The organism is Micromonospora saelicesensis (assembly GCF_900091575.1).
GTDB classification, from domain to species: Bacteria; Actinomycetota; Actinomycetes; order Mycobacteriales; family Micromonosporaceae; genus Micromonospora; species Micromonospora saelicesensis.
Genome location: NZ_FMCR01000006.1, coordinates 164,462 through 189,127, shown reverse-complemented (window position 1 = coordinate 189,127; position 24,666 = coordinate 164,462). Strand labels below are relative to the sequence as shown.

24 protein-coding genes are annotated in these 24,666 nt (G+C 71.5%); 11 read left to right on the top strand and 13 right to left on the bottom strand.

Features of this window, described 5'->3' with window-relative positions:
- Positions 1–23: 23 nt before the first annotated feature.
- Positions 24–872 (top strand): 3-hydroxyacyl-CoA dehydrogenase family protein, encoded by an 849-nt coding sequence (locus GA0070561_RS24875; RefSeq protein WP_091405866.1) that lies wholly within the window; start codon positions 24–26, stop codon positions 870–872.
- 43 nt (positions 873–915) lie between these two features.
- Here GA0070561_RS24875 and GA0070561_RS24870 read toward each other — a convergent pair whose 3' ends face one another.
- From GA0070561_RS24870 to GA0070561_RS24860, 3 genes are read right to left on the bottom strand one after another with little or no spacing between them, the layout of a single operon-like run.
- Positions 916–1,728, bottom strand: a complete 813-nt coding sequence (locus tag GA0070561_RS24870) for an alpha/beta hydrolase (protein WP_091405865.1) — start codon at positions 1,726–1,728, stop codon at positions 916–918.
- 48 nt (positions 1,729–1,776) lie between these two features.
- Complete coding sequence (locus GA0070561_RS24865; RefSeq protein ID WP_091405863.1) at positions 1,777–2,622, bottom strand: ABC transporter permease; 846 nt, start codon at positions 2,620–2,622, stop codon at positions 1,777–1,779.
- Complete coding sequence (locus tag GA0070561_RS24860) at positions 2,619–3,470, bottom strand: ABC transporter ATP-binding protein (RefSeq protein ID WP_091405862.1); 852 nt, start codon at positions 3,468–3,470, stop codon at positions 2,619–2,621. Before GA0070561_RS24860 ends, GA0070561_RS24865 begins: the two co-directional genes overlap by 4 nt.
- 150 nt (positions 3,471–3,620) lie before the next feature.
- Between GA0070561_RS24860 and GA0070561_RS24855 the strand changes: the two genes are divergently transcribed.
- Positions 3,621–5,627 carry a protein meaA gene (locus tag GA0070561_RS24855; protein ID WP_091405860.1) on the top strand — a complete coding sequence of 669 codons (2,007 nt, stop codon included), beginning with the start codon at positions 3,621–3,623 and terminating at the stop codon, positions 5,625–5,627.
- 36 nt (positions 5,628–5,663) lie between these two features.
- On the opposite strand, the gene GA0070561_RS24850 is transcribed toward GA0070561_RS24855, so the two are convergent.
- Both GA0070561_RS24850 and GA0070561_RS24845 read right to left on the bottom strand, forming a co-directional pair.
- Entirely contained in the window at positions 5,664–5,960 is a 297-nt protein-coding gene (locus GA0070561_RS24850) for a DUF1540 domain-containing protein (protein WP_091405858.1), read from the bottom strand.
- A gap of 82 nt (positions 5,961–6,042) precedes the next feature.
- Positions 6,043–6,660, bottom strand: a complete 618-nt coding sequence (locus GA0070561_RS24845; protein WP_091405855.1) for a DUF4126 domain-containing protein — start codon at positions 6,658–6,660, stop codon at positions 6,043–6,045.
- Between the two features lie 71 nt (positions 6,661–6,731).
- Here GA0070561_RS24845 and nucS point away from each other — a divergent pair, with 71 nt between their 5' ends.
- Entirely contained in the window at positions 6,732–7,391 is a 660-nt protein-coding gene (gene nucS, locus GA0070561_RS24840) for an endonuclease NucS (protein WP_091406470.1), read from the top strand.
- An 8-nt stretch (positions 7,392–7,399) separates the two neighbouring features.
- Here nucS and GA0070561_RS24835 read toward each other — a convergent pair whose 3' ends face one another.
- Together GA0070561_RS24835 and GA0070561_RS24830 are read right to left on the bottom strand one after the other, a co-directional pair.
- Positions 7,400–8,056, bottom strand: coding sequence for a methyltransferase domain-containing protein (locus GA0070561_RS24835; protein WP_091405852.1), 657 nt, complete (start codon positions 8,054–8,056; stop codon positions 7,400–7,402).
- An 80-nt stretch (positions 8,057–8,136) separates the two neighbouring features.
- Positions 8,137–9,633 carry an aldehyde dehydrogenase family protein gene (locus tag GA0070561_RS24830; RefSeq protein ID WP_091405849.1) on the bottom strand — a complete coding sequence of 499 codons (1,497 nt, stop codon included), beginning with the start codon at positions 9,631–9,633 and terminating at the stop codon, positions 8,137–8,139.
- A 257-nt stretch (positions 9,634–9,890) separates the two neighbouring features.
- Between GA0070561_RS24830 and GA0070561_RS24825 the strand changes: the two genes are divergently transcribed.
- From GA0070561_RS24825 to GA0070561_RS24795, 7 genes are all read left to right on the top strand, one after another.
- A complete protein-coding gene (locus GA0070561_RS24825) occupies positions 9,891–10,307 on the top strand; it encodes an FHA domain-containing protein (protein ID WP_091405846.1) in 417 nt (138 codons plus the stop codon).
- A gap of 77 nt (positions 10,308–10,384) precedes the next feature.
- Complete coding sequence (locus GA0070561_RS24820; RefSeq protein ID WP_425255912.1) at positions 10,385–11,455, top strand: alpha/beta hydrolase; 1,071 nt, start codon at positions 10,385–10,387, stop codon at positions 11,453–11,455.
- Between the two features lie 126 nt (positions 11,456–11,581).
- A complete protein-coding gene (locus tag GA0070561_RS24815) occupies positions 11,582–13,372 on the top strand; it encodes a 3-hydroxyacyl-CoA dehydrogenase family protein (protein WP_091405841.1) in 1,791 nt (596 codons plus the stop codon).
- 40 nt (positions 13,373–13,412) lie between these two features.
- Positions 13,413–13,907: a SigE family RNA polymerase sigma factor gene (locus tag GA0070561_RS24810; protein WP_091405838.1), complete on the top strand. Its 495-nt coding sequence runs from the start codon at positions 13,413–13,415 to the stop codon at positions 13,905–13,907.
- The gene (locus tag GA0070561_RS24805; protein ID WP_091405835.1) at positions 13,904–14,953 is read left to right on the top strand and encodes a hypothetical protein; all 1,050 of its coding nucleotides are present in this window, start codon (positions 13,904–13,906) and stop codon (positions 14,951–14,953) included. Before GA0070561_RS24810 ends, GA0070561_RS24805 begins: the two co-directional genes overlap by 4 nt.
- Positions 14,954–14,996: 43 nt before the next feature.
- Positions 14,997–15,320 (top strand): hypothetical protein, encoded by a 324-nt coding sequence (locus GA0070561_RS24800; protein ID WP_181539310.1) that lies wholly within the window; start codon positions 14,997–14,999, stop codon positions 15,318–15,320.
- Positions 15,321–15,420: 100 nt separating this feature from the next.
- On the top strand, positions 15,421–16,230 hold the full coding sequence (locus GA0070561_RS24795) for an alpha/beta hydrolase (RefSeq protein WP_091405830.1): 810 nt from the start codon (positions 15,421–15,423) through the stop codon (positions 16,228–16,230).
- Positions 16,231–16,273: 43 nt separating this feature from the next.
- Here the strand turns inward: GA0070561_RS24795 and GA0070561_RS24790 are convergent, their stop codons facing one another.
- The 3 genes from GA0070561_RS24790 to GA0070561_RS24780 are packed head-to-tail and all read right to left on the bottom strand — an operon-like array spanning position 16,274 to position 17,844.
- Entirely contained in the window at positions 16,274–17,503 is a 1,230-nt protein-coding gene (locus tag GA0070561_RS24790; RefSeq protein WP_373861935.1) for an AI-2E family transporter, read from the bottom strand.
- A 15-nt stretch (positions 17,504–17,518) separates the two neighbouring features.
- Positions 17,519–17,707, bottom strand: coding sequence for a DUF397 domain-containing protein (locus GA0070561_RS24785; protein ID WP_091405826.1), 189 nt, complete (start codon positions 17,705–17,707; stop codon positions 17,519–17,521).
- Positions 17,698–17,844 carry a hypothetical protein gene (locus GA0070561_RS24780; RefSeq protein WP_181541454.1) on the bottom strand — a complete coding sequence of 49 codons (147 nt, stop codon included), beginning with the start codon at positions 17,842–17,844 and terminating at the stop codon, positions 17,698–17,700. The genes GA0070561_RS24785 and GA0070561_RS24780 overlap by 10 nt, the downstream gene beginning before the upstream one ends.
- 64 nt (positions 17,845–17,908) lie before the next feature.
- Between GA0070561_RS24780 and GA0070561_RS24775 the strand changes: the two genes are divergently transcribed.
- On the top strand, positions 17,909–19,225 hold the full coding sequence (locus GA0070561_RS24775; protein WP_244166443.1) for an endonuclease domain-containing protein: 1,317 nt from the start codon (positions 17,909–17,911) through the stop codon (positions 19,223–19,225).
- A gap of 72 nt (positions 19,226–19,297) precedes the next feature.
- On the opposite strand, the gene GA0070561_RS24770 is transcribed toward GA0070561_RS24775, so the two are convergent.
- The 3 genes from GA0070561_RS24770 to ccrA all read right to left on the bottom strand — a co-directional run bounded on the left by GA0070561_RS24770 (position 19,298) and on the right by ccrA (position 24,652).
- The gene (locus tag GA0070561_RS24770; protein ID WP_091405821.1) at positions 19,298–21,385 is read right to left on the bottom strand and encodes a coiled-coil domain-containing protein; all 2,088 of its coding nucleotides are present in this window, start codon (positions 21,383–21,385) and stop codon (positions 19,298–19,300) included.
- Between the two features lie 177 nt (positions 21,386–21,562).
- On the bottom strand, positions 21,563–22,828 hold the full coding sequence (locus GA0070561_RS24765; RefSeq protein ID WP_091405818.1) for a DivIVA domain-containing protein: 1,266 nt from the start codon (positions 22,826–22,828) through the stop codon (positions 21,563–21,565).
- A 468-nt stretch (positions 22,829–23,296) separates the two neighbouring features.
- Positions 23,297–24,652: a crotonyl-CoA carboxylase/reductase gene (gene ccrA, locus GA0070561_RS24760; protein WP_091406466.1), complete on the bottom strand. Its 1,356-nt coding sequence runs from the start codon at positions 24,650–24,652 to the stop codon at positions 23,297–23,299.
- Positions 24,653–24,666: the final 14 nt, after the last annotated feature.

The window sequence follows — 24,666 nt, the reverse complement described above, 5'->3', positions numbered from 1 at the left end:
CAATCGCAGCGAGGGAGAAGCAGATGGCGGGTCGACTCGCGGTCGTCGGGGCCGGGTTGATGGGTTCCGGCATCGCCCAGGTGGCGGCGCAGGCGGGCTGGCAGGTGACGCTGCGCGACCTGGACGACGCGGCTACCACCCGGGGTCTGGGCGGCATTCGGAAGTCACTGGAGAAGTTCGCCGAGAAGGGCAGGATCGAGGCGTCCGAGGTCGAGGCGACGCTGGCTCGGATCACCCCGACCACCGACCTGGAGGCGGCGGCGGACGCGGACATCGTGGTCGAGGCGGTCTTCGAGCGCCTGGAGATCAAGCACGAGGTGTTCCGCGCCCTGGACAAGATCTGCAAGTCGGACGCGGTGCTCGCCACCAACACCTCGGCGATCCCGGTCACCCAGATCGCCGCGGTGACCGAGCGGCCCGAGGCGGTGGTCGGCACCCACTTCTTCTCCCCGGTGCCGATGATGCAGCTCTGCGAGCTGGTGCGCGGTTACAAGACCAGCGACGCGACGCTGGACACCGCGCGGGTCTTCGCCGAGGAGATCGGTAAGACGGTCGTCGTGGTCAACCGGGACATCGCCGGCTTCGTCACCACCCGGTTGATCTCCGCCCTTGTGGTGGAGGCGGTCAAGCTGGTCGAGTCCGGGGTGGTGTCCGCCGAGGACCTGGACACCGCCTGCCGGCTGGGCTTCGGGCACGCGATGGGCCCGCTGGCCACCACCGACCTGACCGGCGTGGACGTGCTGCTGCACGCCTCGAAGAACATCTACACCGACACCGCCGACGAGAAGTTCTTCCCGCCGGAGCTGCTCCAGCGGATGGTCACCGCCGGCGACCTGGGCCGCAAGACCGGCAAGGGTTTCTACACCTACTGAGACCGGCAGCCGTGGGGGCCCGTTCGCGGGCCCCACGGTCAGTTCAGGTCGGGCCGGGCGGCGCGGCCAGCGCTGCCGCGACGAAGTCGAGGGCACCGGGTATGACCGAGCCCCAGTACCGGAAGTCGTGCCCGCCGTCGGCGTACTCAGCTCGGGCGGCCGGCTCGGGAAGGGCCCGCTCCAGCGCCTGCACGTCGACGAGGAAATCGTCCTGGCGACCGCACCAGAGGCCCAGCGGAGTGCCGCGCAGCCGGTCGACACCCGCGAAGACGGCATCACCGGGCGCCACGGCGGGGGAGAACGCCGCCACCGCCCGGAGCAGCCCCGGCCAGGTGGCGGCGAGCAACAGCGAGCCGAAGCCACCCATGGACCAGCCCCAGGCCGCCAGTCGGGTGGCGTCGAAGCCCTGCTCGGCGCACCAGGCCGGCAACTCCTCACGCACCATCCGCTGCGGGTCGTCCCGGCCGGCGGGGCGCCAGGAGAGGCGGTCGCCGGTCGCTCCGGCGAGCACGAACGGCGGCGCACCACGACGCACCGCGTCGGTCAGGAAGCGCCCCAGGCCGAGCCCGGGAAAGTCCCGTGCGGTCGTGGACGCGCCGTGCAGCACCAGGCAGACCGGCAACCCCTGACCGTCGCCGTGCCCGTCCGGGACGGCGGTGTAGAAGTCGACCGAGCGGCCACGTGCGGCGGACGGGCGGCTGACCAGTCGCTCGTCGCCGGCCGGCGCGTCCGGGGGGACGGGTCGCGTCGGCGACGGGCGGATCAGGTCGCGGGCCGTCCAGCCGACCCCGACCGCCAGCGCCGTCGCCCCTGCCCCCGCCAGCAGGAGCCCGCGCCGGGTCGGTCGAGCGGCCATCGTCAGAGTCTGGCAGCCCCGGGGCGGATCGGGGGCCCCGGAAAGGGGTCAGCCGTCGCGCTTGGTGGTCCAGCGGAAGGTGGTCAGGCAGAGCACCACGCCGATCACGCACCACAGGGCCAGCACCACCGCCACCCGGCCCAGCTCGAACGAGCCACCCGGCTCCTGGGCGCCGAAGCTCTCCGGCAGGAACACCGACCGCAGCCCCTGGCACATCCACTTGAGCGGGAAAACCGCCGCCACCTGCTGCATCCAGGTGGGCAGGTCGGTGAAGACGAAGAACACCCCGGAGATGAACTGGAGCACCAGGGCCACCGGAGTGACCACCGCCGAGCCGCTGCGGGCGGTGCGGGCCAGCGACGAGATCGCGATGCCGCACAGGGTGCACGCGGTCACCCCGAGCACGGCGACCCAGCCGAAGGTGAACCACTTCGCGGCGGTGCCCGGCAGGTCCAGGTCGAACAGCGCCACCGCGACGGCCAGCAGCAGCACCGTCTCGGCGATCCCGATCGCCACCACCATGATCACTTTGCCGGCGAACCAGACCCACTTCGGCATCGGCGTGCCCCGGTAGCGCTTGAGCACGCCCCGGTCCCGCTCGATCGGGATCCAGATGCCGAGGTTCTGGAAGCTCACAGTCATCAGGCCGGTGGCGATCATGCCGGTGATGAAGTACTGGGTGAACTTGACCCCGCCGCCGATCGTGCCGTCGAAGATCGACGCGAAGATCAGGATCATGATGATGGGGAAGCCCATCGTGAAGACCACCGACTCCCGGCTGCGCAGGAACTGGGTGATCTCCAGTCGGCCCTGGCGCAGGGCGAGCGCGCCGGCACCCGGCCGCCGGCCGCGGGTCGCGGTGACCGGCGTCGCCGGCTTCGTCGTGGTCGTCATCGCGCGTGTCCGATCATGGTGAGGTAGACGTCCTCCAGAGTCGGCCGGGTCACCGTGAGCCCGGGGACCTCGCCGCCGTAGCGCGCGGCGAGGTCGGCCACGAAGGCCGTCGGCGTCGCGCTCTGCGCGCTTTCCAGCGTCCCTTCCGGGGTACGCCAGGAGACCGTCGCGAGGGCCTCCTGCCGATTGCCCAGCCGATTGGGAGCGGCGACCTCGACCAGCCGGCCGCCGGCGATCACGCCGACCCGGTCGGCGAGGGCCTCGGCCTCGTCCAGGTAGTGGGTGGTGAGCACGATTGTGGTGCCGGCCGCGGCGAGGTCGCGGATCAGCTCCCAGAACTCACGGCGGGCCTCCGGGTCGAAACCGGTGGTCGGCTCGTCGAGGAAGAGCAGCTCGGGACGGCCGATGATGCCCAGGGCCACGTCCAGGCGGCGCTTCTGCCCCCCGGAGAGGGTGTGCGTCCGGGCCTTCGCCTTGTCGGCCAGCCCGACCCGCTCGATCACCTTGTCCGGGTCGTCCGCGTCGGGGTAGAAGCCGGAGAAGTGCCGGATCACCTCGGCCACTGTCAGCTCGTCGAACTCGCCGGTGCCCTGAAGCACGATGCCGACCCGGGAGCGCCAGTCGGCATCCGGGTGGGCCGGGTCGACGCCGAGGACGGTGACCTCGCCGGCGTCCCGGCGGCGGTAGCCCTCCAGGATCTCCACCGTGGTGGTCTTGCCGGCGCCGTTCGGGCCGAGCAACGCGAACACCTCGCCGCGGTGGACGTCCAGATCCACGCCCGCCACCGCCACGTTGTCGCCGTACGCCTTGCGCAGCCCTCGGACGGAGATGGCCAGCTCGTCATCCATGCCGTCAAGTGTGCGCCCTGGCCACAAGGCCTGTTGCCCGGGGTGTGGTGGTCCGCGCCACTGCGGGTGCTTGGCACCCGGACGTCCCCGACATGGACCTGTGTGGTTTTCCACAGCTCCTTTTACTGAACGGTAACTTAGACTCCGGCCATGGATGAGACGGCATCTGCGAGCCGGTTGCCCGAGCGGGACCGCCCGTGGGTGATGCGCACCTACGCCGGCCACTCGTCGGCCGCTGCGACCAACGCCCTCTTCCGCCGCAACCTGGCGAAGGGGCAGACCGGCCTGTCGGTCGCCTTCGACCTGCCCACCCAGACCGGGTACGACCCGGACCACGAACTCGCCTCCGGCGAGGTCGGGCGGGTCGGCGTACCGGTGGCCCACCTCGGCGACATGCGGGCGCTCTTCGACGGCCTCCCGCTCGCCGACACGAACACCTCGATGACCATCAACGCCCCGGCGATGTGGCTGCTCGCCCTGTACGGCACCGTCGGACTGGAGCAGGGCGCCGACCTGGCCCGCTGCGCCGGCACCACCCAGAACGACATCATCAAGGAGTACCTGTCCCGGGGGACCTACATCTTTCCGCCGGCGGCGTCGCTGCGGCTCACCGCCGACGTGGTGGCGTACACGCTGCGTGAGATGCCCCGGTGGAACCCGGTCAACATCTGCTCGTACCACCTTCAGGAGGCCGGCGCCACGCCCGTGCAGGAGGTCGGCTTCGCGCTGGCCACCGCGGTCGCCGTGCTCGATGCGGTCCGTGACTCCGGCCAGGTGCCGGCCGAGCGGATGGGCGACGTGGTCCAGCGGATCTCGTTCTTCGTCAACGCCGGGGTGCGCTTCGTCGAGGAGATCGCCAAGATGCGCGCGTTCGGCGTGCTCTGGGACGAGATCACCCGGGACCGGTACGGGGTCACCGACGCCAGGCAACGGCGGTTCCGCTACGGCGTGCAGGTCAACTCGCTCGGCCTCACCGAGGCGCAGCCGGAGAACAACATCCAGCGCATCGTGCTGGAGATGCTCGGCGTGACGATGTCCCGCGACGCCAGGGCCCGCGCGGTCCAACTGCCCGCCTGGAACGAGGCGCTCGGCCTGCCTCGCCCGTGGGACCAGCAGTGGTCGCTGCGGATGCAGCAGGTCCTGGCGTACGAGTCGGATCTGCTCGAATATCCCGACCTCTTCGCCGGCTCGCACGTGATGACCGCGCTGGTCGACGAGGTCGTCACCGGGGCGCGGGTCGAGCTGGACAAGGTTCTGGATCTGGGCGGCGTCGTCGCCGCCGTGGAGACCGGCTACCTCAAGAGCGCGCTTGTCGCGTCGCTGGCCGAGCGCCGTCGGCGGATGGAGTCCGGTGCCGACGTGGTGGTCGGGGTCAACCGGTACACCGAGACCGAACGCTCCCCGCTGACCGCCGCCGGCGCGGGCGCCGTCGAGCAGGTCGATCCCGCGGTCGAGGCGGCCGCCGTGGACGGCGTACGCCGGTGGCGGGCCGACCGGGACGCGGCCGTCGTCGACGCGGCGCTGGCCCGGCTGCGCGCGGACGCCGCGACCACCACCAACCTGATGCCGGCCACCCTGGAATGCGTGCGGGCCGGGGTGACCACCGGCGAGTGGGCCGGCGCGCTGCGCCAGGTCTTCGGCGAGTACCGGGCACCGACCGGCCTGGCCGGTGCCACCGGCGGCGGTGGGGAGCCGGGCCTCGTGGCGGTCCGCGAGCGGGTCACCGCCACCGCGCGGGAGTTGGGCAGCGGTCGGCTGCGGCTACTGGTCGGCAAACCCGGCCTGGACGGGCACTCCAACGGCGCGGAGCAGATCGCGGTACGCGCCCGCGACGCCGGCTTCGAGGTCGTCTACCAGGGCATCCGGTTGACCGCAGGGCAGATCGTCGCCGCCGCCGTGGAAGAGGACGTCGACCTGGTCGGGCTCTCCGTGCTCTCCGGGTCGCACCTGGCCGCCGTGCCTGCGGTGCTCGACGGGCTACGCGCCGCCGGCCGGCCGGACCTGCCGGTGGTGGTGGGCGGCATCATCCCGGCCAGCGACGCGGACACCCTCCGGGCGGCCGGGGTCGCCCGGGTCTTCACCCCGAAGGACTTCGCCCTCACCGGCATCATCGACGACCTGGTGACGGTCATCCGTCACGCCAACGACCTGCCCTGATCGAAGCGGTCCCGGCAGGTCGTCGGCCGGCGTGGGTCAGCGGCCGGAGTAGGTCATGCAGTCGGCCATGTCGTTGTCCGGGCCGACCCTGATCGACGCCGCGTGGCACTCCAGTTGCTCGTTGTGCCGGCAGTCGGAGCGCTGGCAGGCGCCCACCTGCGCGATCAGGCTCTCCACACCGCCCCGGACGGGCGACTCGACGAAGGTGTGGCAGTGGGCGTGATCCATGCTGCCGATGGTGATCGCGAAGGCGTGGCAGTCACCCGACTGGTTGTACGCGCACGCGGCGACCACACATTCCTGGACTCGGGGCATCTCCAACGCTGCGGTCATGCCGACCTCCTCTAGGTTCCTGCCCCGATCCTAGGCTTTTGTCGGCCCGCGAAACGCCGGTATGGCGAGCCCCGCCCGCCCGTCAGACGCGGAAGCCGGCGGCGCGGGCGGCCTCTCGTTCGCGGCGTCGTTCCGATCGACGACGGAAGAACCAGAAGGTGAAGAACGCCAGGCCGACCAGGACGACGAGCACCAGCACCGGCAGGATGATCGCCACCAGGGAGACCACCACGCTGGTGGCGTCCTCGGCGGTGCTGGCGACCGGGGCGCCGATCCCGGCGGTGGTCGCGTTGATCACCGGGCGGGCCGCGGACTTGAGCAGGTGCACGCCCAACGCCAGCAGTACGCCGGTGACGACCGGCACCCACTGGTGGGATGAGAAGAAGCTTCCCGGGTCGCTGACCGTCACCGTCTCCGACGAGGAGCCGGCGCCGAAGGCCAGCCCACCGGCGGTGGGTCGGACCACGGTCTGCACCACGTCGTTGATGTGGTCGACCACGGGCACCTTGTCCGCCACCATCTCCACGGCGAGCAGCACGGCCATGATGGCGATGACCCAGCCGTTGCCGAGCCAGGTCCAGCCGCTGGGCAGGTCGATCAGGTCGGTGTAACGGCCGAGTAGGCCGAGGATGAGCAGGGGTATGTAGGCGTTCAGCCCCGCCGAGGCGGCGAGACCGGTGCCGGTGAGGACTTCGAACACGGTCTCAGCATCGCATCGACGCGCCAGTGCCGCTCGCTGGCGACCGGGGGGTGCTCGGCTACCCTCGTCGGGTGCGGTTGGTCATTGCGAAGTGCTCGGTGGACTATGTCGGACGGCTCTCGGCTCACCTGCCGCTGGCCACCCGGTTGCTGATGGTGAAGGCGGACGGGTCGGTGTCTATTCACGCCGACGACCGGGCGTACAAGCCGTTGAACTGGATGAGCCCGCCGTGTCGGTTGGAGGAGGCCCCCGGTGTGTGGCGGGTCGTCAACAGGGCTGGCGAGGAGCTGCGGATCACCCTGGAGGAGATCTTCCAGGACACCTCGTACGAGCTGGGTGTGGATCCGGGCCTGCGCAAGGACGGGGTGGAGGCGCACCTGCAGGAGTTGCTGGCCGCCAACCCGGGTGCCCTGGGTGAGGGGTTCACGCTGGTCCGCCGCGAGTACATGACGGCCATCGGCCCGGTCGACCTGCTGTGCCGGGATGCCAACTCGGGCTCGGTCGCCGTCGAGGTCAAGCGGCGTGGCGACATCGACGGGGTGGAGCAGTTGACCCGTTATCTCGAGCTGATGAACCGTGACCCGCTGCTCAGCCCCGTCGTCGGGGTCTTCGCCGCCCAGGAGATCAAGCCGCAGGCCCGGGTGCTCGCCACCGACCGGGGCATCCGGTGTGTGGTCGTGGACTACGACAAGCTGCGCGGCATCGTGAAGGACGAGCTGACCCTCTTCTGAGCGGCGTCCTACCCGGTACGCACCGCGATCAGTGACTTCGGCAGACCGACCACCCGCTCCACCAGCATTGACGAGTCGGGGAAGTAGTGGCGCATCTGCGAGCGGTCCAACAGCTCGGTCCAGAGCACCTGGTGGATGGCGGCGTCGTGGCTGCGGGTCGGCTTGTGCCCCAACGGCCAGCGTCGGGCGAACGCGGTGCGCAGTCGTACCGGCAGGAACTGCATGCCGGGTGCGATCCAGTGTGGCTCGATGGGGAAGTAGCGGTAGGGCGTCTGCACCCAGTGCCGGTCGGCCAGTGAACGGGCGGCGGCGGCGAAGCGGATCCGGCGTTCGTGCCCGCCCACATGCTCCAGCACCGAGTTCGAGAAGACCAGGTCGTAGCTGCCCCTGGTGAGGTGCGGGGGCAGGTCGCAGGCGTCGGCCTGCTCGACGTGGGCCCATTCCGGGACGACGGCGGGCGGCTGCTCCAGGTTGACGACGGTCACCCGGGCCGGTCGGACGGTGGAGCGGTGCCAGGTGCCGAGCCGACCACCGAGGTCGACCACGTGCATGTCGCCGATGTCGGGAAAGGTGCGCGCCAACCAGTCCGAGCGGTGCCGACGCCGTCGGGCGCTCCACGACTGGTCACTGTCGACAAGGCGGTAGCGCAATCGATTGGGGCCCATTTAACGCAATGTACCGCCGCGACCACAGCGTATAAACATGTGGATACACCGATCCTTGTTGATGATCGGTTATCCGACACTTACCTCCCGTACATGACCTTGATGGTCTTGACGAGTCGGGCCACGTCGGCCGGGGTGCGCTCGAAGGTCATCGACGGCAGCAGCGACCGGGCACGACGTCGGGTGATCGCCTTGGCCCGACCGAACTCACGCAGGCCGTCCTCCCCGTGGATCCGCCCGAAGCCGGAGTCGCCCACACCGCCGAACGGCAGGGTGGACATGCCGGCGAAGGTCAGCGTGGAGTTGATCGACGCCATCCCGGAGCGCAGTCGCCGGGCGGTGGCCACCGCCCGGCGCCGGCCGAAGACGGAACCCCCGAGGCCGTACGACAGGGCGTTGGCGCGGGTGACGGCCTCGTCGGCGTCGCGGACCCGGCTGATGGTCAGCGTGGGGCCGAAGGTCTCCTCGCGGACGGCGGCCGACTCCTCCGGTACGTCCACCAGCACGGTGGGGTGGACGTACGGCGGCTGTACGGCGCTCGGGCCGCCGAGCACGGCGCGCCCGCCGGACGTGATCGCGGCGTCGATGTGCCGGCGGATCACGTCGATCTGCTTGGGCATGGTGATCGGGCCGATGTCGGTGCCCTCCGGCCCGACCGTCAGCCGACCGGCGCGGGTGACCACCTTGTCGACGAAGGTGTCGAAGACGGCGTCGACCGCGTACACCCGCTCGATGCCGATGCAGGTCTGGCCGGCGTTGGTCATGCCGCCCCAGACACACGCCTCGGCGGCAGCGTCCAGGTCGGCGTCGCTGTCCACGATCATGGCGTCCTTGCCGCCGCCCTCGATGAGCACCGGGGTCAGCGTCTCGGCGCAGGCGGCCATCACCTTCCGGGCGGTGGCGGTGGAGCCGGTGAAGGCCAGCTTGTCGACGCCGGAGTGGCACAGCGCCGCGCCCACGTCGCCCAGCCCGTGCACGGCGGTGAAGACCGGCTGCTCGGGCACCACCTCGGCGAAGCTGTCCACCAGCCACTGGCCGACGGCGGGGGTGTATTCGCTCGGCTTGAGCACCACGGCGTTGCCGGCGGCGAGGGCGTACGCGGCGGAGCCGATCGGCGTGAAGACCGGATAGTTCCACGGCCCGATCACGCCGACCACCCCGTGCGGCTGGTATTCGAGGTGCCCGGAGAACTCGGCGAGGATGAGCCGGGACCGCACCCGGCGTGGACCGAGCACGCGGCCGGCGTTGCGGGCGGCCCAGTCGATGTGCTCGATCGCGGTGACGATCTCGACGATGGCGTCGGCGGTCGGCTTCCCGCCCTCGACGTGCACCAACTCGGCCAACTGCTCGATGCGCTTGGCGAGCAGGGCACGCCACCGCAGCATCCGCTGGCGGCGGCCGGTGAAACCGAGACCGGCCCACCACTCGCCGGCGGCGCGGGCACTCTCGACGGCCTGCCGGACGTCGGCGTCGGTGGCGACCGGGAGGCGACCGGCCTCAGCGCCGGTCGCCGGGCTGGTGGAGACCAACTGGCCGGCGTCGATGACCGGAACGCCCGGGATATGCACTGCCGTCATGGCGGAAGTCTAGACCCGAGGATTACTCACCGGTAGGGTCCGCGATTCGGGGTCGGGGGACCGGCGTCGCACCAACCCGGCCGATCGTTGATCAGTGCAGGTCAGGGCGTTGGTGACGGATGCGGCCCGCCCGAATCGTCGAACGGCAGGTGGCCGGGAGGTGACGAGAGGCTGACCGGCCGGTCGGTATTGACGACTACCGTCTGATGGCAAGCTGACGCGCGGAGTGACGGTGTGGGGTGGAGGGCTGACTGTCCATGGAGGAACATCCGGAACTGATGCCGCTGTTGACGGTCGCGGGTGGACCGATGCGCGGCGCGAGCTTTCGCATGCGAGCCGAGATACAGGTGATCGGCCGAGCGCCGACCGGTCAGGTGGTCATCAACGACCCACACCTGAGCCGTCGCCACGCCGAGGTGTGGCTGGCACCGGAGGGGCCGTCCCTGCGGGACCTGGGCTCCACCAACGGCACCTGGCTCAACGACCGGCGGATCACCGAGGTGGAACGACTCTCCGACGGCGACGTGATCCGGTTGGGCCGTACCGAACTGCGCCTGTTCGACCCCGGGGTGGCGCTCACCGACCCGGTGGGGCTCAGCTTCGGCCCGTCCCGGCGCGACGTCCGACCGACGCTGCCGCTGCCGCTGGCCGCCCCACCGGGCTCCCGTCGCTGATCTGGCGGTCGGCCACACCGGGTGACTCCGTTGGGTGGCGGTCCGACACCTGGACCGGCGGGGACACCCGTGGCACCATGCCGCGGATGGAGACCGAGCAGCGGACCGTGACGGCGAACGGCATCACGCAGGCGGTACGGGTGGCAGGCCCACCGGACGGCACACCGGTGCTGCTGATCCACGGCAACTGCTCGTCGGCTCTGTTCTGGGAGCCGCTGGTCCGCCGTCTGCCACCGACGCTGCGGGTGGTCGCCCCCGACCTGCGGGGGTACGGCGACTCCGCGACCGCCCCGGTGGACGCCACCCGGGGCCTGCGGGACTTCGCCGACGACGTGGCCGCCCTACTGGACGACCCGACGCTCTTCGACGCCGACGCACGCCCGGTGGTGGTCGGGCACTCCCTCGGCGGCGGGGTGGCGATGCGCCTGCTGGTCGACCATCCGCACCGGGTGGGGGCGTTGTTGCTCGCCGCACCGGTCTCCCCGTACGGCTTCGGCGGCACCCGCGACCTGACCGGCACACCGACCACCCCCGACTTCGCCGGCACCGGCGCCGGCACGGCGAACCCGGACTTCGTCGCCCGCCTCGCGGCCGGCGACCGGAGCACGGACGCGCCGGCCAGCCCGCGCGCCGTGTTGCGAGCCACCTATGTGGCCGATCCCGCGTCGCTGGGCACCGACGAGGAACTGCTGCTGGACACCGTGCTCTCCACCGCCACCGGGGACGACAACTACCCGGGCACGGCGGTGCCGTCGGAGAACTGGCCGGGCACCGCGCCGGGGGAGCGCGGGGTGCTCAACGCGCTCGCGCCGACCTGGTTCCGGCTCGCCGACGAGCTGGTGGCCGTCGCCGAGAAACCGCCGGTCACCTGGGTACGCGGAGACGTCGACGTCATCGTCTCGGACACCTCGCTGTTCGACCTGGCGTACCTGGGTTCGCTGGATCTCGTGCCCGGCTGGCCCGGCGCGGACGCCTGCCCACCGCAGCCGATGGTCGGCCAGACCCGGGCGGTGCTCGACCGGTACGCGGCGGCCGGCGGCGCCTACCACGAGGTGGTGCTGCCCGGTTGTGGCCACAGTCCGCACCTGGAGCGCCCGGCGGAGTTCGTCGCGGAGCTGTTGGCCCTGACCAACGTGTCGGCCGGGTAGCGGCGCCGCTGGGCCGTGGGTGAAATATGCCACGGCGTCTCGACAACTCACCGTCACGTGGCAGACTCGCGCGCATAACCTTAGCGGCCGTTCAGTGGCCGTGCGGAGTCTCTGGGGAGGCCGGTCGTGGCGCGCGAGTTCAGCACCGTGGGTGTGGTGGGGCTGGGCACCATGGGTGCCGGCATCGTCGAGGTCTTCGCCCGCAACGGCATCGACGTGGTGGCAGTGGAAATCTCCGCGCCGGCGCTGGAGCGTGGCCGGGCCACCCTGAAGGGCTCCACCGACCGGGCGGTCGCCAAGGGCAAGCTCGCCGAGGCGGACCGCGACGCCCTCAACGAGCGGGTGCACTTCGCGGTCGGGCTGGACGCGCTGCACTCCGTCGACCTGGTCATCGAGGCGGTGCCCGAGCACCTGGACCTCAAGCAGCGGATCTTCGCGGAGCTGGACCGGGTCTGCCGACCGGAGACGATCCTCGCCACCAACACCTCGTCGTTGAGCGTCACCGAGATCTCCGTCGCCACCAGCCGGCCCAACCAGGTGATCGGCATCCACTTCTTCAACCCGGCCCCGGTGATGAAGCTGGTCGAGGTGGTCCGCACTGTCGTCACCGCACCCGAGGTGGTCGCCGACGTGGAGGCGCTCTGCGCCCGGCTCGGCAAGGTCGACGTCACCATCAACGACCGGGCCGGCTTCATCGCCAACGCGCTGCTCTTCGGCTACCTCAACCACGCGGTCGGCATGTTCGAGTCGCACTACGCGACACGGGAGGACATCGACGCCGCCATGAAGCTCGGCTGCGGCCTGCCGATGGGCCCGCTGGCGTTGATGGACCTGATCGGCCTGGACACCGCGTACGAGATCCTGGACACCATGTACCGGCGCGGCGGGCGGGACCGCCGCCACGCCCCGGTGCCGCTGCTCAAGCAGATGGTGACGGCAGGGCTGCTCGGCCGGAAGTCGGGCCGGGGCTTCTACACCTACGAGCGGCCCGGCTCCCCGGTGGTCGTACCGGATGAGGCGACGCCGCTGGCCACGGACGGCGCGCTCGCCGACGGTGCGCGCGCCATCGCGAAGGTCGGCGTGGTCGGCTCCGGAACGATGGCCACCGGGATCATCGAGGTCTTCGCGAAGGCCGGCTACGAGGTCGTCTCGGTGACCCGCGGCATGGAGAAGTCAGCGAAGGTCTGCGAGGCGGTGAAGACCTCGCTGAACAAGGGCGTGGTGCGCGGCAAGCTCGCCGAGGCCGACCGGGACGCCGCCCTGGGCCGGATCAGCTGGTCCGCCACGCTCGACCACCTCGCCGACGTCGACCTGGTGGTCGAGGCGGTCGTCGAGGAGCTGAGCGTCAAGAAGGCCCTCTTCGCCAGCCTCGACGAGATCTGCAAGCCGGGCGTGGTGCTGGCCACCACCACCTCGTCGCTGCCGGTGATCGACGTGGCGATGGCCACCCAGCGGCCGGCCGACGTGGTGGGGCTGCACTTCTTCAACCCGGCGCCGGTCATGCCGCTGGTCGAGGTCGTCCGCACCATCCGCACCTCCCCGGAGGCCACCGCGACCGCCCGCGCCGTCTGCGCCGCGCTCGGCAAGACCGGCGTGGTCTGCGGCGACCGGTCCGGCTTCATCGTCAACGCGCTGCTCTTCCCGTACCTGAACGACGCGGTGAAGATGTTGGAGGCCAGCTACTCGACGGCCGACGACATCGACCACGCCATGAAGCTGGGCTGCGGCTACCCGATGGGCCCGTTCGAACTGCTCGACGTGGTCGGGCTGGACGTCTCCCTGGCCATCCAACGCGAGCTGTACCTGGAACTGCGCGAGCCGGGCTTCGCGCCCGCGCCGCTGCTGGAGCACCTGGTCACCGCCGGCTACCTGGGCCGCAAGACCCGCCGCGGCTTCCGCGACCACTCGCACCGCTGACCGGGTCAACGCTGGGCGGCTCCGGCCGCGTCTGCATGGTGTGACCTTCGAGGAGTACGTCGGCAGCCGCGGCCCGGCCCTCGTTCGGCTGGCCCGGCTGCTGACCGGTGACGAGCACCGGGCCGAGGACCTCACCCAGGAGGTGCTGTCCCGGGCGTACGTGCACTGGCGCAAGATCTCCCGGGCGGACCGGCCTGACGTGTACGTGCGCCGGATGCTTGTCAACGCCAACAACTCCTGGTGGCGCCGCCGGTCGAACCGCGAGCTGTCCATCGACACGTTCGTGGACCGGCCGCACCGTGGTGACCTCGGCGGCGAAGCGGCCGACCGGGACGAGATGTGGCGGCTGATCCTCGGCCTGCCCGACCGCCAGCGGGCGGTCCTGGTGCTGCGCTACTACGAAGACCTGGACGACGCGTCCATCGCGCAGATCCTGGACTGCTCGCCGGTCACCGTCCGCACCCACGCGATGCGGGCGCTCGCCAACCTCCGGGAGCGCTGCGGTGCCCCGGCCGCCAACGGGAGCCGACCGTGACAGACCTCGACCAGCGGATCATCTCAACCCTGCGGGAGCGCGCCGAGGGTCAGGTGGACATCGGCCAGCTGACCAGCGGGGCGGTTACCCGGGGCCGGGCCCGGCGGACGCGGCGACGGGCCGCGGTGGGCGGGACGGCGCTCGGCGTGGCGGCGGTGCTCGGCCTCGGGGTGGCGGGCGGCGGTGGGCTGCCCGTGGAGGTGCCCTGGACGGGGGCGAAACCGGCAGCCCAGGCGGACACGCCGGCGGTGGCCCCCGGGGTGCCTGGCGCACTCGCCCGACCTGATCTGGTCGGAAAGGACCCCGGTCTGCTGCACTTCGGCTTCGACCCGGCCCACGCTCGCTACCTGAGCTGGCGATCGGCGGCCGGCCTGGAGAGCGCCCAGCTGGATCTGGGTGGCTCCGCGCCGGTCAGTTTCTACCTCGCCCGCAGCGCAGCCGTGGCCGAGGAGGTTCACCTGGAGGGGGCCAGGTATGTCCCGGCACCGGCGGACCGGCCCTACGACGGTCAGTTGATTCGGTTGTCCCTGGACGTGGAAGGCAAAGATCCGATCTGGGAATTGCGGTGGCAGCCGCTGCCCGGCCTCTTCGCCCGCCTGCGCACGGAGGCGCCCACCGACGCGGCGCTGCAGGCAGCCAGGAGCGCTCTCCGACTCGATGAGGCGCACCGATGCACCGCCCCGATGCGGCTCACCGCGTTGCCGGCGGGGGCGTGGAGTGCCGGATGCGAGGTCACCGTGGCCGACCTCCCGACCGCGCTGGACGTCTCGCTGATCGTCAACGGGCGAGGGGATCGCTCGATGGAGGTGCGGCTCCAGTACCCGCACAGCATCGTCGGTGACCGCCAGGAAGCCAACGCGACGGCGGGCGGTCGGCCGGTTTACGTCTACCCACTGGGCGAGAAGATGGAGCTGCTCGACGTACCGAATGCCCAAGTCACCGCCGGTTGGGGCCGGCCGAACGAGGGTTTCACCGCGGAGGACGCGGCAACCGTGCTGGGTGGGGTGCAGGTCGCCCAGCACCTGGACCGGCCCGCGACCTGGTGACCGCCCCGGGCGGCCGCACCCGCCGGACGTACGCTTGGTGACTGTGAGCCCCCGTCGCAATCGCCCTCGCCGGGACGAGAACGCCAACCTGGACGCCGACCGGGTCCGGCAGGGCGTCGCCTCGGTGCAGCAGTGGACCGACGGCGCCTGGCAGGTACGCGGCATCGGCGCGGGCGCGTCGGTCAAGACGTACCGCTGCCCCGGCTGTAATCAGGAGATCCGGCCCGGGGTGGCGCACCTGGTGGCCTGGCCGGCGGACGGGCTGGGTGACCTGACCGACCGGCGGCACTGGCACAGCGGCTGCTGGCGGGCCCGGGACCGGCGCGGCCCGGCGGTGCAGCGTGGCCGGAGCGCCCCGCGCTACTGAGCGACCCGCCCGGGGCGCTGCGCGCCGCGGCTGAGCGACCTGGGTCACCCTGTTCGTGCCTGGGCGGGCGGCGGCGGCGACTTCGCGACAGACTTGGGCGGTGAGCACAGCGATCCGCGCGTCGTCGATCCTGCCCGGCCGCCGGGAGGACATCGAGCTGCACACCGCCGACGGTCTGCGGCTGGTCGGTGAGCTGGCCCTGCCGGCCGACCGGCCGCCGGTGGCCACCCTGGTCTGCCTGCACCCGCTACCGACCCATGGCGGAATGATGGACAGCCACGTGTTCCGCAAGGCGGCCTGGCGGCTGCCCGCGCTGGCCGACCTGGCGGTGCTGCGGTTCAACACCCGGGGCACCAGCAGCGTGCGCGGCACCAGCGAGGGAGCCTTCGACGGCGCGGTGGGCGAGCGGTACGACGTGGCCGCCGCCATCGAGTACGCGGAGTTCGCCGAGCTGCCCAACATCTGGCTCGTCGGCTGGTCGTTCGGCACCGACCTGGCGCTGAAGTACGGCTGCGACCCGGCGATCGCCGGGGCGATCCTGCTCTCCCCGCCGCTGCGCTTCTCCGCCCCCGAGGACCTGGCCACCTGGGCCAACTCGGGTCGGCCGCTGGTGGCGCTGGTGCCGGAGTTCGACGACTATCTGCGCCCCACCGAGGCGCGGGAGCGGTTCGCCGCCGTGCCACAGGCCGAGGTGGTCGGGGTGCCGGGTGCCAAGCACCTGTGGGTGGGTGACGCGGAGACGGTGCTCGACGAGATCGTCCGGCGGGTCAACCCGGCCGTCGAGGTGCCGCTGCCGACAACCTGGGACGGCCCGATGGAGGCCGGCGACGTCAGCGCGTACGCCGACCGGACGGTGGCCGCCTTCGCCGACACGCCCGTCCCCGGCCCGGCCGCCACCAAGGCGGACTGACCCGCTCGTCCCCGGCCTGGCCGCCGGTGCGGCGGGCTGACGCTCAGCGGCGCTCCTGGCGGGGCAGCACCACCTCGCGCAGGATCAGTTGCAGCGCGGCCACCGTGGGGATGGCGATCAGCGCGCCCACCACGCCCAGCAGCGCCACTCCGAGCAGCGCGGCCAGCAGGGCGGCCACCTCGTTGACCTCCACCGAACGCCGCATCACCTTCGGGTAGATGAGGTAGTTCTCCACCTGCTGGTAGATGAGGAAGAAGACCGCGCAGGCGATGCCGGTGGGCAGGTCGGCGGCGAAGCCGACCAGACTCACGATCACCGCGCCCAGGGTGGCGCCGATCTGCGGGATCAGGTCGGTCACCGCGACCACCACGGCCAGCGCGAACGGGTACGGCAGGTCGACGATCAGCGCGAAGACGAAGGTGGTCGCGCCGGCCAGCACCGCGATGCTCAGCGCGCCGACCATGTAGGCGCCAACCTTGGCCAGGATCTCGTCGCCGATCAGCTGCACCCGCTGCCGCCGCGACCGGGGCACCAACGAGTAGCCCAGCGAGCGCAGCTTGTCGAAGTAGGCCAGGAAGTAGATGGTCAGCACCAGCACGGTCAGCGTCCGGAACACTGTGCCGAAGATCAGTTGTGCGCCGCCCAGCACCCCGCCGAGCGCCCGCCCGACCGTCTCCGCGTTGGCCGCGCCCTGCACCCGCTCCACCACGTCGTACCGCTCCACCAGGTCATTGACCGTCGGGTTGCGGCGCAACTCGTCGAGCAGGCTCGGGATCTGGTCGATGAACTGCCCCGACTGGGTGACGATCGGCGGGACCAGCGCCACGATGCCGCCGCAGAGCAGCAGCACCACCGTGAGGGCCACCGCCGCCACCGCCAGGCCGTGCGGCACACCCCAGCGGCCCAGTCGGACCACCGCCGGGTTGAGGCCGACCGCGAGGAAGAGCGCGATCACCACCAGCACGAGGATGCCGCCGGCATTGCGAATCCCCAGATAGAGGGTGTACGCCAGCAGCACGCCCAGCGCACCGGTGAAGCCGAGCAGGAAGCTGCTGCGGCGCAGTGGCCGCCCCGGTGTGCCGAACTTTCCGGACGGGACCGCCGGCGGCTCGTCCGGGTCGACCCCCGGAGCGGGGACCGGCACCGGCGGTGGCGTCTCCGCTGGCGGTGGCGTCTCCGCCGGCTGTGGGGTTTCCGCCGGTGGTGGCGTTTCCGCTGACTGGGGACCGGGGGTCACGTCCGGCTCGTCGCCGGACGGGTCGTGCTGCGGCACCAGGAACCTCCCGGCTCAGGCCGTCGGACGACGGGCGACGGCCACGAACGCCCGCCACGCGGCGGGCGCGAACACCAGCACCGGCCCGGCCGGCTCCTTGCTGTCCCGCACCCCCACGACCTCGGGCAGATTGTCCGCCACCTCGACACACTCACTGTTGCCGCTGCGAGTGGAGGTGCGCCAGAGCGCGCCGGTCAGGTCCATGAGGTCACAACTTCCTTCATCAGCTCGATCGACTGGCGGCTGGACAACGCACCGTTTCTGATCATCGCCCAGCGCGCCAGCAGCGTAGCCACCTCATGGTCGCCATCGACCACGAGACCGTCAATCTGATGCGCCATGTGCCCCACCCAACCACCGTCGGCGCCTCGGGCCGGATTGAACGGTCCGGAAGGGTCTCCGGCGGTGGCGGTCGTGGAGCGGCGGCTCGCCGACGGCAGTCCGGTGGTGGCATCGAGACGACCATCGGCCGATCTGCTCGACCATCAATCCGCCACTCGGGCCGTACCCCTGTTTGCCCGACCCTGCGGCGCGCACACCCCGCTGCAACCCGTGTGGTGCTGCCGGGCCGACGGCCGGCCGTGGCCCTGCGCGGAGGCCCGGCTGCTGATCAAGGCGGAGTTCGACGAGGACCCCACCCCGGACGCCGCCGAATCCGCGCAGATCTTGGACAGTTTCCGTTACCGCCTAACGGAAACTGTCCAAGATCTGGTGGTGGGGCGGCGCGCAACGGCGAAGGCTGTCCGGATGCTGCCCGCCGATGACGCCGACGCACTCGACTGGCTCGCCTTCGAGCAGGCGGGCGTGCTGACGACCGCGCAGATCGCCAGGTTGCTCAGCGAGGGGCGGGTGCGGGGGCGGATTCGCTCCGGTCGGTGGCGGTCGATCTGCCGCGGAATCCTGCTGGCGGGCAACGGCCCACTCACCCGCGACCAACAACTCTGGGTGGCGGTGCTCGCGGCCGGGCCGGGGGCGGTGCTGGCCGGGGTGTCCGCCGCCGCCGAAGCCGGCGTACGGGGACTGCGACGGGAGCCGCTGCACGTGCTGGTGCCGGCAGCCCGCCGTGCCGCGCGGGCCACCCTGCGTCGACTTCCGATCGACATGCCCGCCGTCCTGGTCCACCGTACGACGGTCCTCCCCGAGGCCCATCTCCAACGTGCCCGCCCACCGCGCACCACGACGGCGCGGGCCCTGGTGGACGCGGCGGGCTGGGCGGCCGGAGTGGACGAGGCGCAGTCGGTGCTGGCCGCCGGTTGCCAGCAACGCCGGGTGCTGCCCGAGGAGTTGCAGGCGGTGCTCGACGTCCTCCCTCGGGCCCCCCGTCGGCGGCTGATCGGGCAGACCGTCAGCGACGTCGCGGGCGGCGCACAGGCGCTCTCCGAGATCGACTTCCTGCGGCTGTGCCGCCGGCACCGGCTGCCCGGCCCGGACCTGCAGGAACACCGGGTCGACGCGGCCGGCCGGAACCGCTGGCTGGACGCGTACTGGCGGGAGTGGCGGGTGCAGGTGGAGATCGACGGCGCACACCACATGGACGCCAAGCAGTGGGCGGCCGACATGCGTCGGCAGAACGACGTCTGGACCAGCGGCGACCGGATTCTGCGCTTCCCGGCCTGGCTGGTCCGCGCCCGCCCGGACGAGGTCGCCGACACCGTCCGCCGCGCCCTCATCGCAGCCGGCTGGACCCCCACCCCGCCCCTGCGCCACCCGACGCCAAAATGAATCTTGGACACTTCCCGTCAATTGCTGACGGAAAGTGTCCAAGATTTCGAAGCTTCGGCGGGCGGGTGCCCGTCACTCCTTGTCGATGGTGACCTTGCTGGGCTTGGCGCTGCGCTCGTCGGTGGTCGGCTTTGTCGGTCGCTTGCCGTTCTCACCGGTGCTAGTGATCTTGGTGGGCTTGGCGCCCCGACCGCCCTCGCCCGGAACGGCGGCCACTGTCGGCTCCCCGTCCACACCGGCGCTCGCCGTCCCACCATCCACGGTGGTCACCGGCTCGGCCACCGGCCGGGTCGTGGACTGCGCGGACTCCTCCGCGCCGGCGTTCACCGGCTGCCTGGTGTCGGCGGGCTCCGTCTTCAGCCCGGTGCCCGTACCCGACCCGGAGGCCGCGCCGGCGGCAACGCTCACGCCGTCGTCCCCACCACCGGCGACGCCTCCGCTCGCGCTGTCTCCGGCCGGCGCGGTCGGGCCGTCGATCGGACCGGCGACACTCTGCAACCGCAGCTCGGACATCTGACGCTGGAACTCGTCGGACTCCTGCCGGGCCTTCCAGGTCTCCTGCCGTAGATCCGCCAACTGCTGCTGGGCCTGGGCGATCTCCAACATCACCTGGGCCAACTGCTGACGGCCCGCCGCCGACTCCTGCTGGGTCGCCGCCAGGTGCTGCTGAGTGGTGGCCAGGTGCTGCTGCGTGGTGGCCGCGTACTCCTCGAACTGCCGCCGGGACGCCGCGACATGCTCGTCGGCCTTGCGGCGCTTGTCGCTGGCCTCGGCCTCGGCCCGGCTCAGCAGCTCGGCGGCCTCCGCCTCGGACCGCTGACGCAGCGCCGCCGCGTCCTGCTCGGCCGCCTGACGGACGCCGGCCGCGCCCTGCTCGATCTCGTTCTTGCGAGCCGTGTACTCGGTCTCCAGCTCGTTCTTCCGGGCGGAGTATTCGGTTTCCAGCTCGTCCCGACGGGTGGTGAACCCGTTCTCCAGCTCCTGCTGACGGCTGGCGAGCCCGGCCTCCACCTCCTGCTGGCGCGCCGCGTGCTGCTTGTCCAGCTCGTCGCGGCGCTTGGCGAACTCCTGCTCGGCCGCGGACCGTCGCTGCGCCAACTCCCGGTCGGCCGCCTCCCGACGGGAGTTGACCTCCTGCTCCACCCCGGCCCGCCACGCGCCCAGCTCCTGCTGGGTCTGCGCCCGAGTGTGCTGCACGTACGCCTCGGTCTCGGTGCGCATCCGCTGCACGTACGCCTCGGTCTCGGCGCGGCTGCGCTTCGCCGCCTCGGAGGCCTGCGTCGTCAGCCGCTCGGCCTCCTGCTGCGCCTTGGCGCGGGTGGCCCGACCCGCCATCGACGCGTCGTCGATGATCTGCTTGGCCTCCTGCTGCGCCTTGGCGTGGGTGGCCCGCCCGGCCTCGGTCGCGGTGTCGGTGAGCCGCTTGGCCTCCTGGAGCGCCTTGGCGTGCACCTCCTTGGCGGCATCGCGCAGATCGCTGGCCTCCTGCCGGGCGTTGGCCAGCGTCTCGCGGGCCGTCTCGCGCAGCTTGGTGGCCTCCTGCTGGGCCCGGGTGTGGATCTCCTTGGCGGAATCCCGCAGCTGGGTGGCCTCCTGCTGGGCCTTCGCCAGCGCGTCCTGCGCGGCCTTGCGCAACTGCGCCGACTCGTCCTTGGCCGACCGCAGGGCCGCGTCCGCCTCGGCCCGCTGGGCGGCGCTGTGCCGCTCCTCCTCCGCGCGTCTGGCGGCGAGGGCGATCTCGAAGTCCTTCAGAGCCCGCGCGGCCTGCTCGCGGGCCTCCTCGATGATGTGCTCGGCCGCGGCGCGACGGGCCTCGATCTCCCCGTTCGCGTCGGCGAGGATCTGCTCGGCCTGCTCCTCGGCGAGAGTGAGGATCGACTCGACCCGTGGGCCAAGGTGCCGGAACGACGCCCGGTCGACCACGTTCATCTGCTTGCGCACCTGGGTCAGGTCGCGCTGGAGAACCTCGACCTGGCCGGCGAGCTTGTGGATCTGTGTGTACGCCTGTTCCCGTTCGGAGGCGAGGGTCGCGATCTCGTGCTCAGCACGTGCGACATAACGGTCGACCTGTTTCTTCTCGTACCCCCGCAGAGCGGACTCGAAGCTGGGCTCCGTCGTCACGTCCCCGCCGAGAGCGAACAGTTCCTCGCCGTGCGACATGCCCCCATCCTCACACGCAACGGGCCCTGCTGGGGCGATACGGACGGGCCTTGTGGGAGCTACTTCACTCCGTTGCGGTCAGCGAATACCAGGGGTTAGGAAACGCATACGGCGCGAGGTGGCACCGGTTACCCGGTGTCACCTCGCGCCGTCGATGCCCCGACCTGACGCCTCGCGTCAGCCGGCGGTCTCCGCGGGAACCCGCTCCTGACCGCCATCGGTCTTCTTTGCTGCTTCCGGCTTGGCAGCCGGAGCGGCCTGCGCCGGCATTCCCGGAACGATGCCGGCGAGGCCGGAGAGCATCTGACCCAGCTGCGACGTGACAGCGTCCTTCTGCCGGGTGAGGTCCTCGACCTCGCGGCGGGCGGCCTGCGTGGTCAGCTCCGCCTCGGTGCGGGCCTCGGTGAGCAGGCGCTGCGACTCGGCCTTCGCCTCGTTGAGGGTCTTCTCCGAGTGGGCCTTGGCCTTGTCGACAGTCTCGGCGGCGTTGCGCTCCGACTCGACCCGCCGCGCCTCGGCGCGCTGCTCGATCTCCTTGGCCCGCTCCTGCGCGGCCCGGGCACGCTGCTCGGCCTCGCTGACCATCTTCTGGGTCTGCGCGACCTGGGCGGCGTGCCGCTCGGACTCCTCGCGCTCGGCCTTCTCCCGCCGCTCGGCCAGCTGGAGCTCCAGGGCCTGCAGGTCCTTGTCGCGCTTGTCGCGCGCATCGGTGAGCAGCTTGGTCGCCTCGGCGCGCTTCTCCTCAGCCTCGCGGGCGGCCTTCGCCCGCTGCTGGGTGATCTCCCGCTCGGCGGTGGCCCGCAGGGTGGCGACCTCGCGCTCGACAGTCGACTTCAGCTCGGCCACCTCGTGCGCGGTGACCGTACGCAGCTGCTTGGTCTCCCGGTCGGCGTCGGCGCGCAGCGTGTCGGCCTCGCGGCGAGCCTGCACCCGGACCTCGGCGGCCTCGCGCTCGGCGGCCGTACGCAGGTTGCCCGCCTCGCGCTCGGCGCTCGCCTTCATGGCGGCGGCCTCGGCGCGGGCCTTGTCGGTGATCTCGCGAGCCTCGAGGCGGGCGGCGGAGAGGATGCCCTCCGACTCGCGCTTGGCCTCGTTGCGGTGGTCGTTGGCCTGCTCCTCGGCGAGCCGGAGGATCTGCTCAACGCGCGTGCCGAGCCCGGAGAGGGTGGGTCGGCTGTTCTCTTCGAGCTGCTTGTTCGTGTCGGTGAGCTTCTGCTCCAGCGCACTCATGCGCTGCTCGGCCTGGCGGAGCCGACGCTGGGCGTCGTTCATCCGCTGCTCGGCCTCGGCACGGGCCTGCTCGGACTGGGTCAGCGCGGCGGTCATCCGGCCGAGGAAGTCGTCGACCTGATGAGTGTTGTATCCGCGCAGGCCAACGGTGAAATCTGGCTGCGAGTTCGCGTTATCGAAGAACGCGAGAGGGGAGGACTGCTGCTGGGGCATTGGGACATACTGGCAGACGCCCCAGGGTGCTTCGCAAGAGCGGTGCGAAGCTTTCGTGCCCTCTTTACATGGTCAACTCCCGCGATCGGCCAGGTTGGACCAATCGGCGATCTTGGCAGGTCCCGGCGGGTCGGACGCCACGCAGCGTGACGCGGAAAAGGGCCCCGGGGTTACCCCGAGGCCCTTTGTTCGATCCGGGTGGCTTATCCGCTAATGGGGGCGGAAGAACAATGAGCGATCAGCGCAATGGTCATCCGGCGTTCCACCGTCCGGCCGGGACCCGCCTCGGCGCTCCGGACGCCGGTCGGTGCCTCCGAGGGCCGGCGGCGCCGGTCAGTGACCCCGGGCCGGCGGCGCCGGTCAGTGACCCCGGGCCGGCGGCGCCGGTCAGTGACCCCGGGCCGGCGGCGCCGGTCAGTGACCCTGGGCCGGCGGCGCCGGTCAGTGACCCTGGGCCGGCGGCGCCGCTCAGTGACCCCGGAACCGGTTGATCGCGTCCTCGTGCCGGGCCCGCAACTCCCCGTCACGTACGCCCAGCCCGTCGGTCGGTGCGAGGCAGCGCACGCCGACCTTGCCCTGGTGGGCGTTGCGGTGCACCTCGTACGCGGCCTGGCCGGTCTGCTCCAGCGGGTAGGTGCGGGACACCGTCGGGTGCACCTTGCCGAGCGCGACCAGGCGATTGGCCTGCCAGGCCTCGTGGTAGTTGGCGAAGTGGCTGCCCACGATCCGCTTGAGGTGCATCCACAGGTAGCGGTTGTCGTACTGGTGCAGGAAGCCGCTGGTGGAGGCGCAGGTGACGATGGTCCCACCGCGCCGGGCCACGTAGACGCTGGCGCCGAACGTTTCCCGACCCGGGTGCTCGAACACGATGTCCGGGTCCTCGCCGCCGGTCAGCTCGCGAATCCGTTCGCCGAAGCGCCGCCACTCGTCCGGGTCCTGGGTCTCCTCGTCCTTCCAGAAGCGGAAACCCTCCGCGGCCCGGTCGATGACCAGCTCGGCGCCCATCTTGCGGCACAGCTCGGCCTTCTCCGGCGAGGACACCACGCAGACCGGAATCGCGCCGCCGTTGAGCGCCATCTGGGTGGCGTACCCGCCGAGGCCGCCGGACGCGCCCCAGATCAGCACGACGTCGCCCTGCTTCATGTTCGCGCCGTGGTGCGAGACGAGCTGCCGGTACGCGGTGGAGTTGACCAGCCCGGGACTGGCCGCCTCCTCCCAGCTCAGGTGCCGCGGCTTGGGCATCAGCTGGTTGGCCTTGACCACCGCCAGCTCGGCCAGCCCGCCGAAGTTGGTCTCGAAGCCCCAGATCCGCTGTTGCGGGTCGAGCATGGTGTCGTCGTGCCCGGCCGCGTCCTCCAGCTCGACGGAGAGGCAGTGCGCGACCACCTCGTCGCCGGGCGCCCAGCGGGTCACCCCGGCGCCGACGCGCAGCACCACGCCCGCCGCGTCCGAGCCGACCACGTGGTACGGCAGGTCGTGCCGGCGGGTCAGCTCGGAGACCCGACCGTAGCGCTCCAGGAACTTGAAGGTGGAAACCGGCTCGAAGATGCTGGTCCACACCGTGTTGTAGTTGATCGCGCTGGCCATCACCGCGACCAGCGCCTCGCCCGGCGCCAACTCCGGCGTCGGCACCTCCTGCACGTGCAGCGCCTTGCGCGGGTCCTTGTCCCGGCTGGCCATGCCGTCGAACATCCGGGCCTCCTCGGCGCGGACCACCACGCCTCGGTAGCTCTCCGGTACGGGCAGTCCGGCGAGGCCGGCGAGTTCGCGGTCCGGGTCGTTCGATTCCTCCGCCGCCATGATCGCTTCGAGGATGTCCTGCACGGTGACCTCCGGTT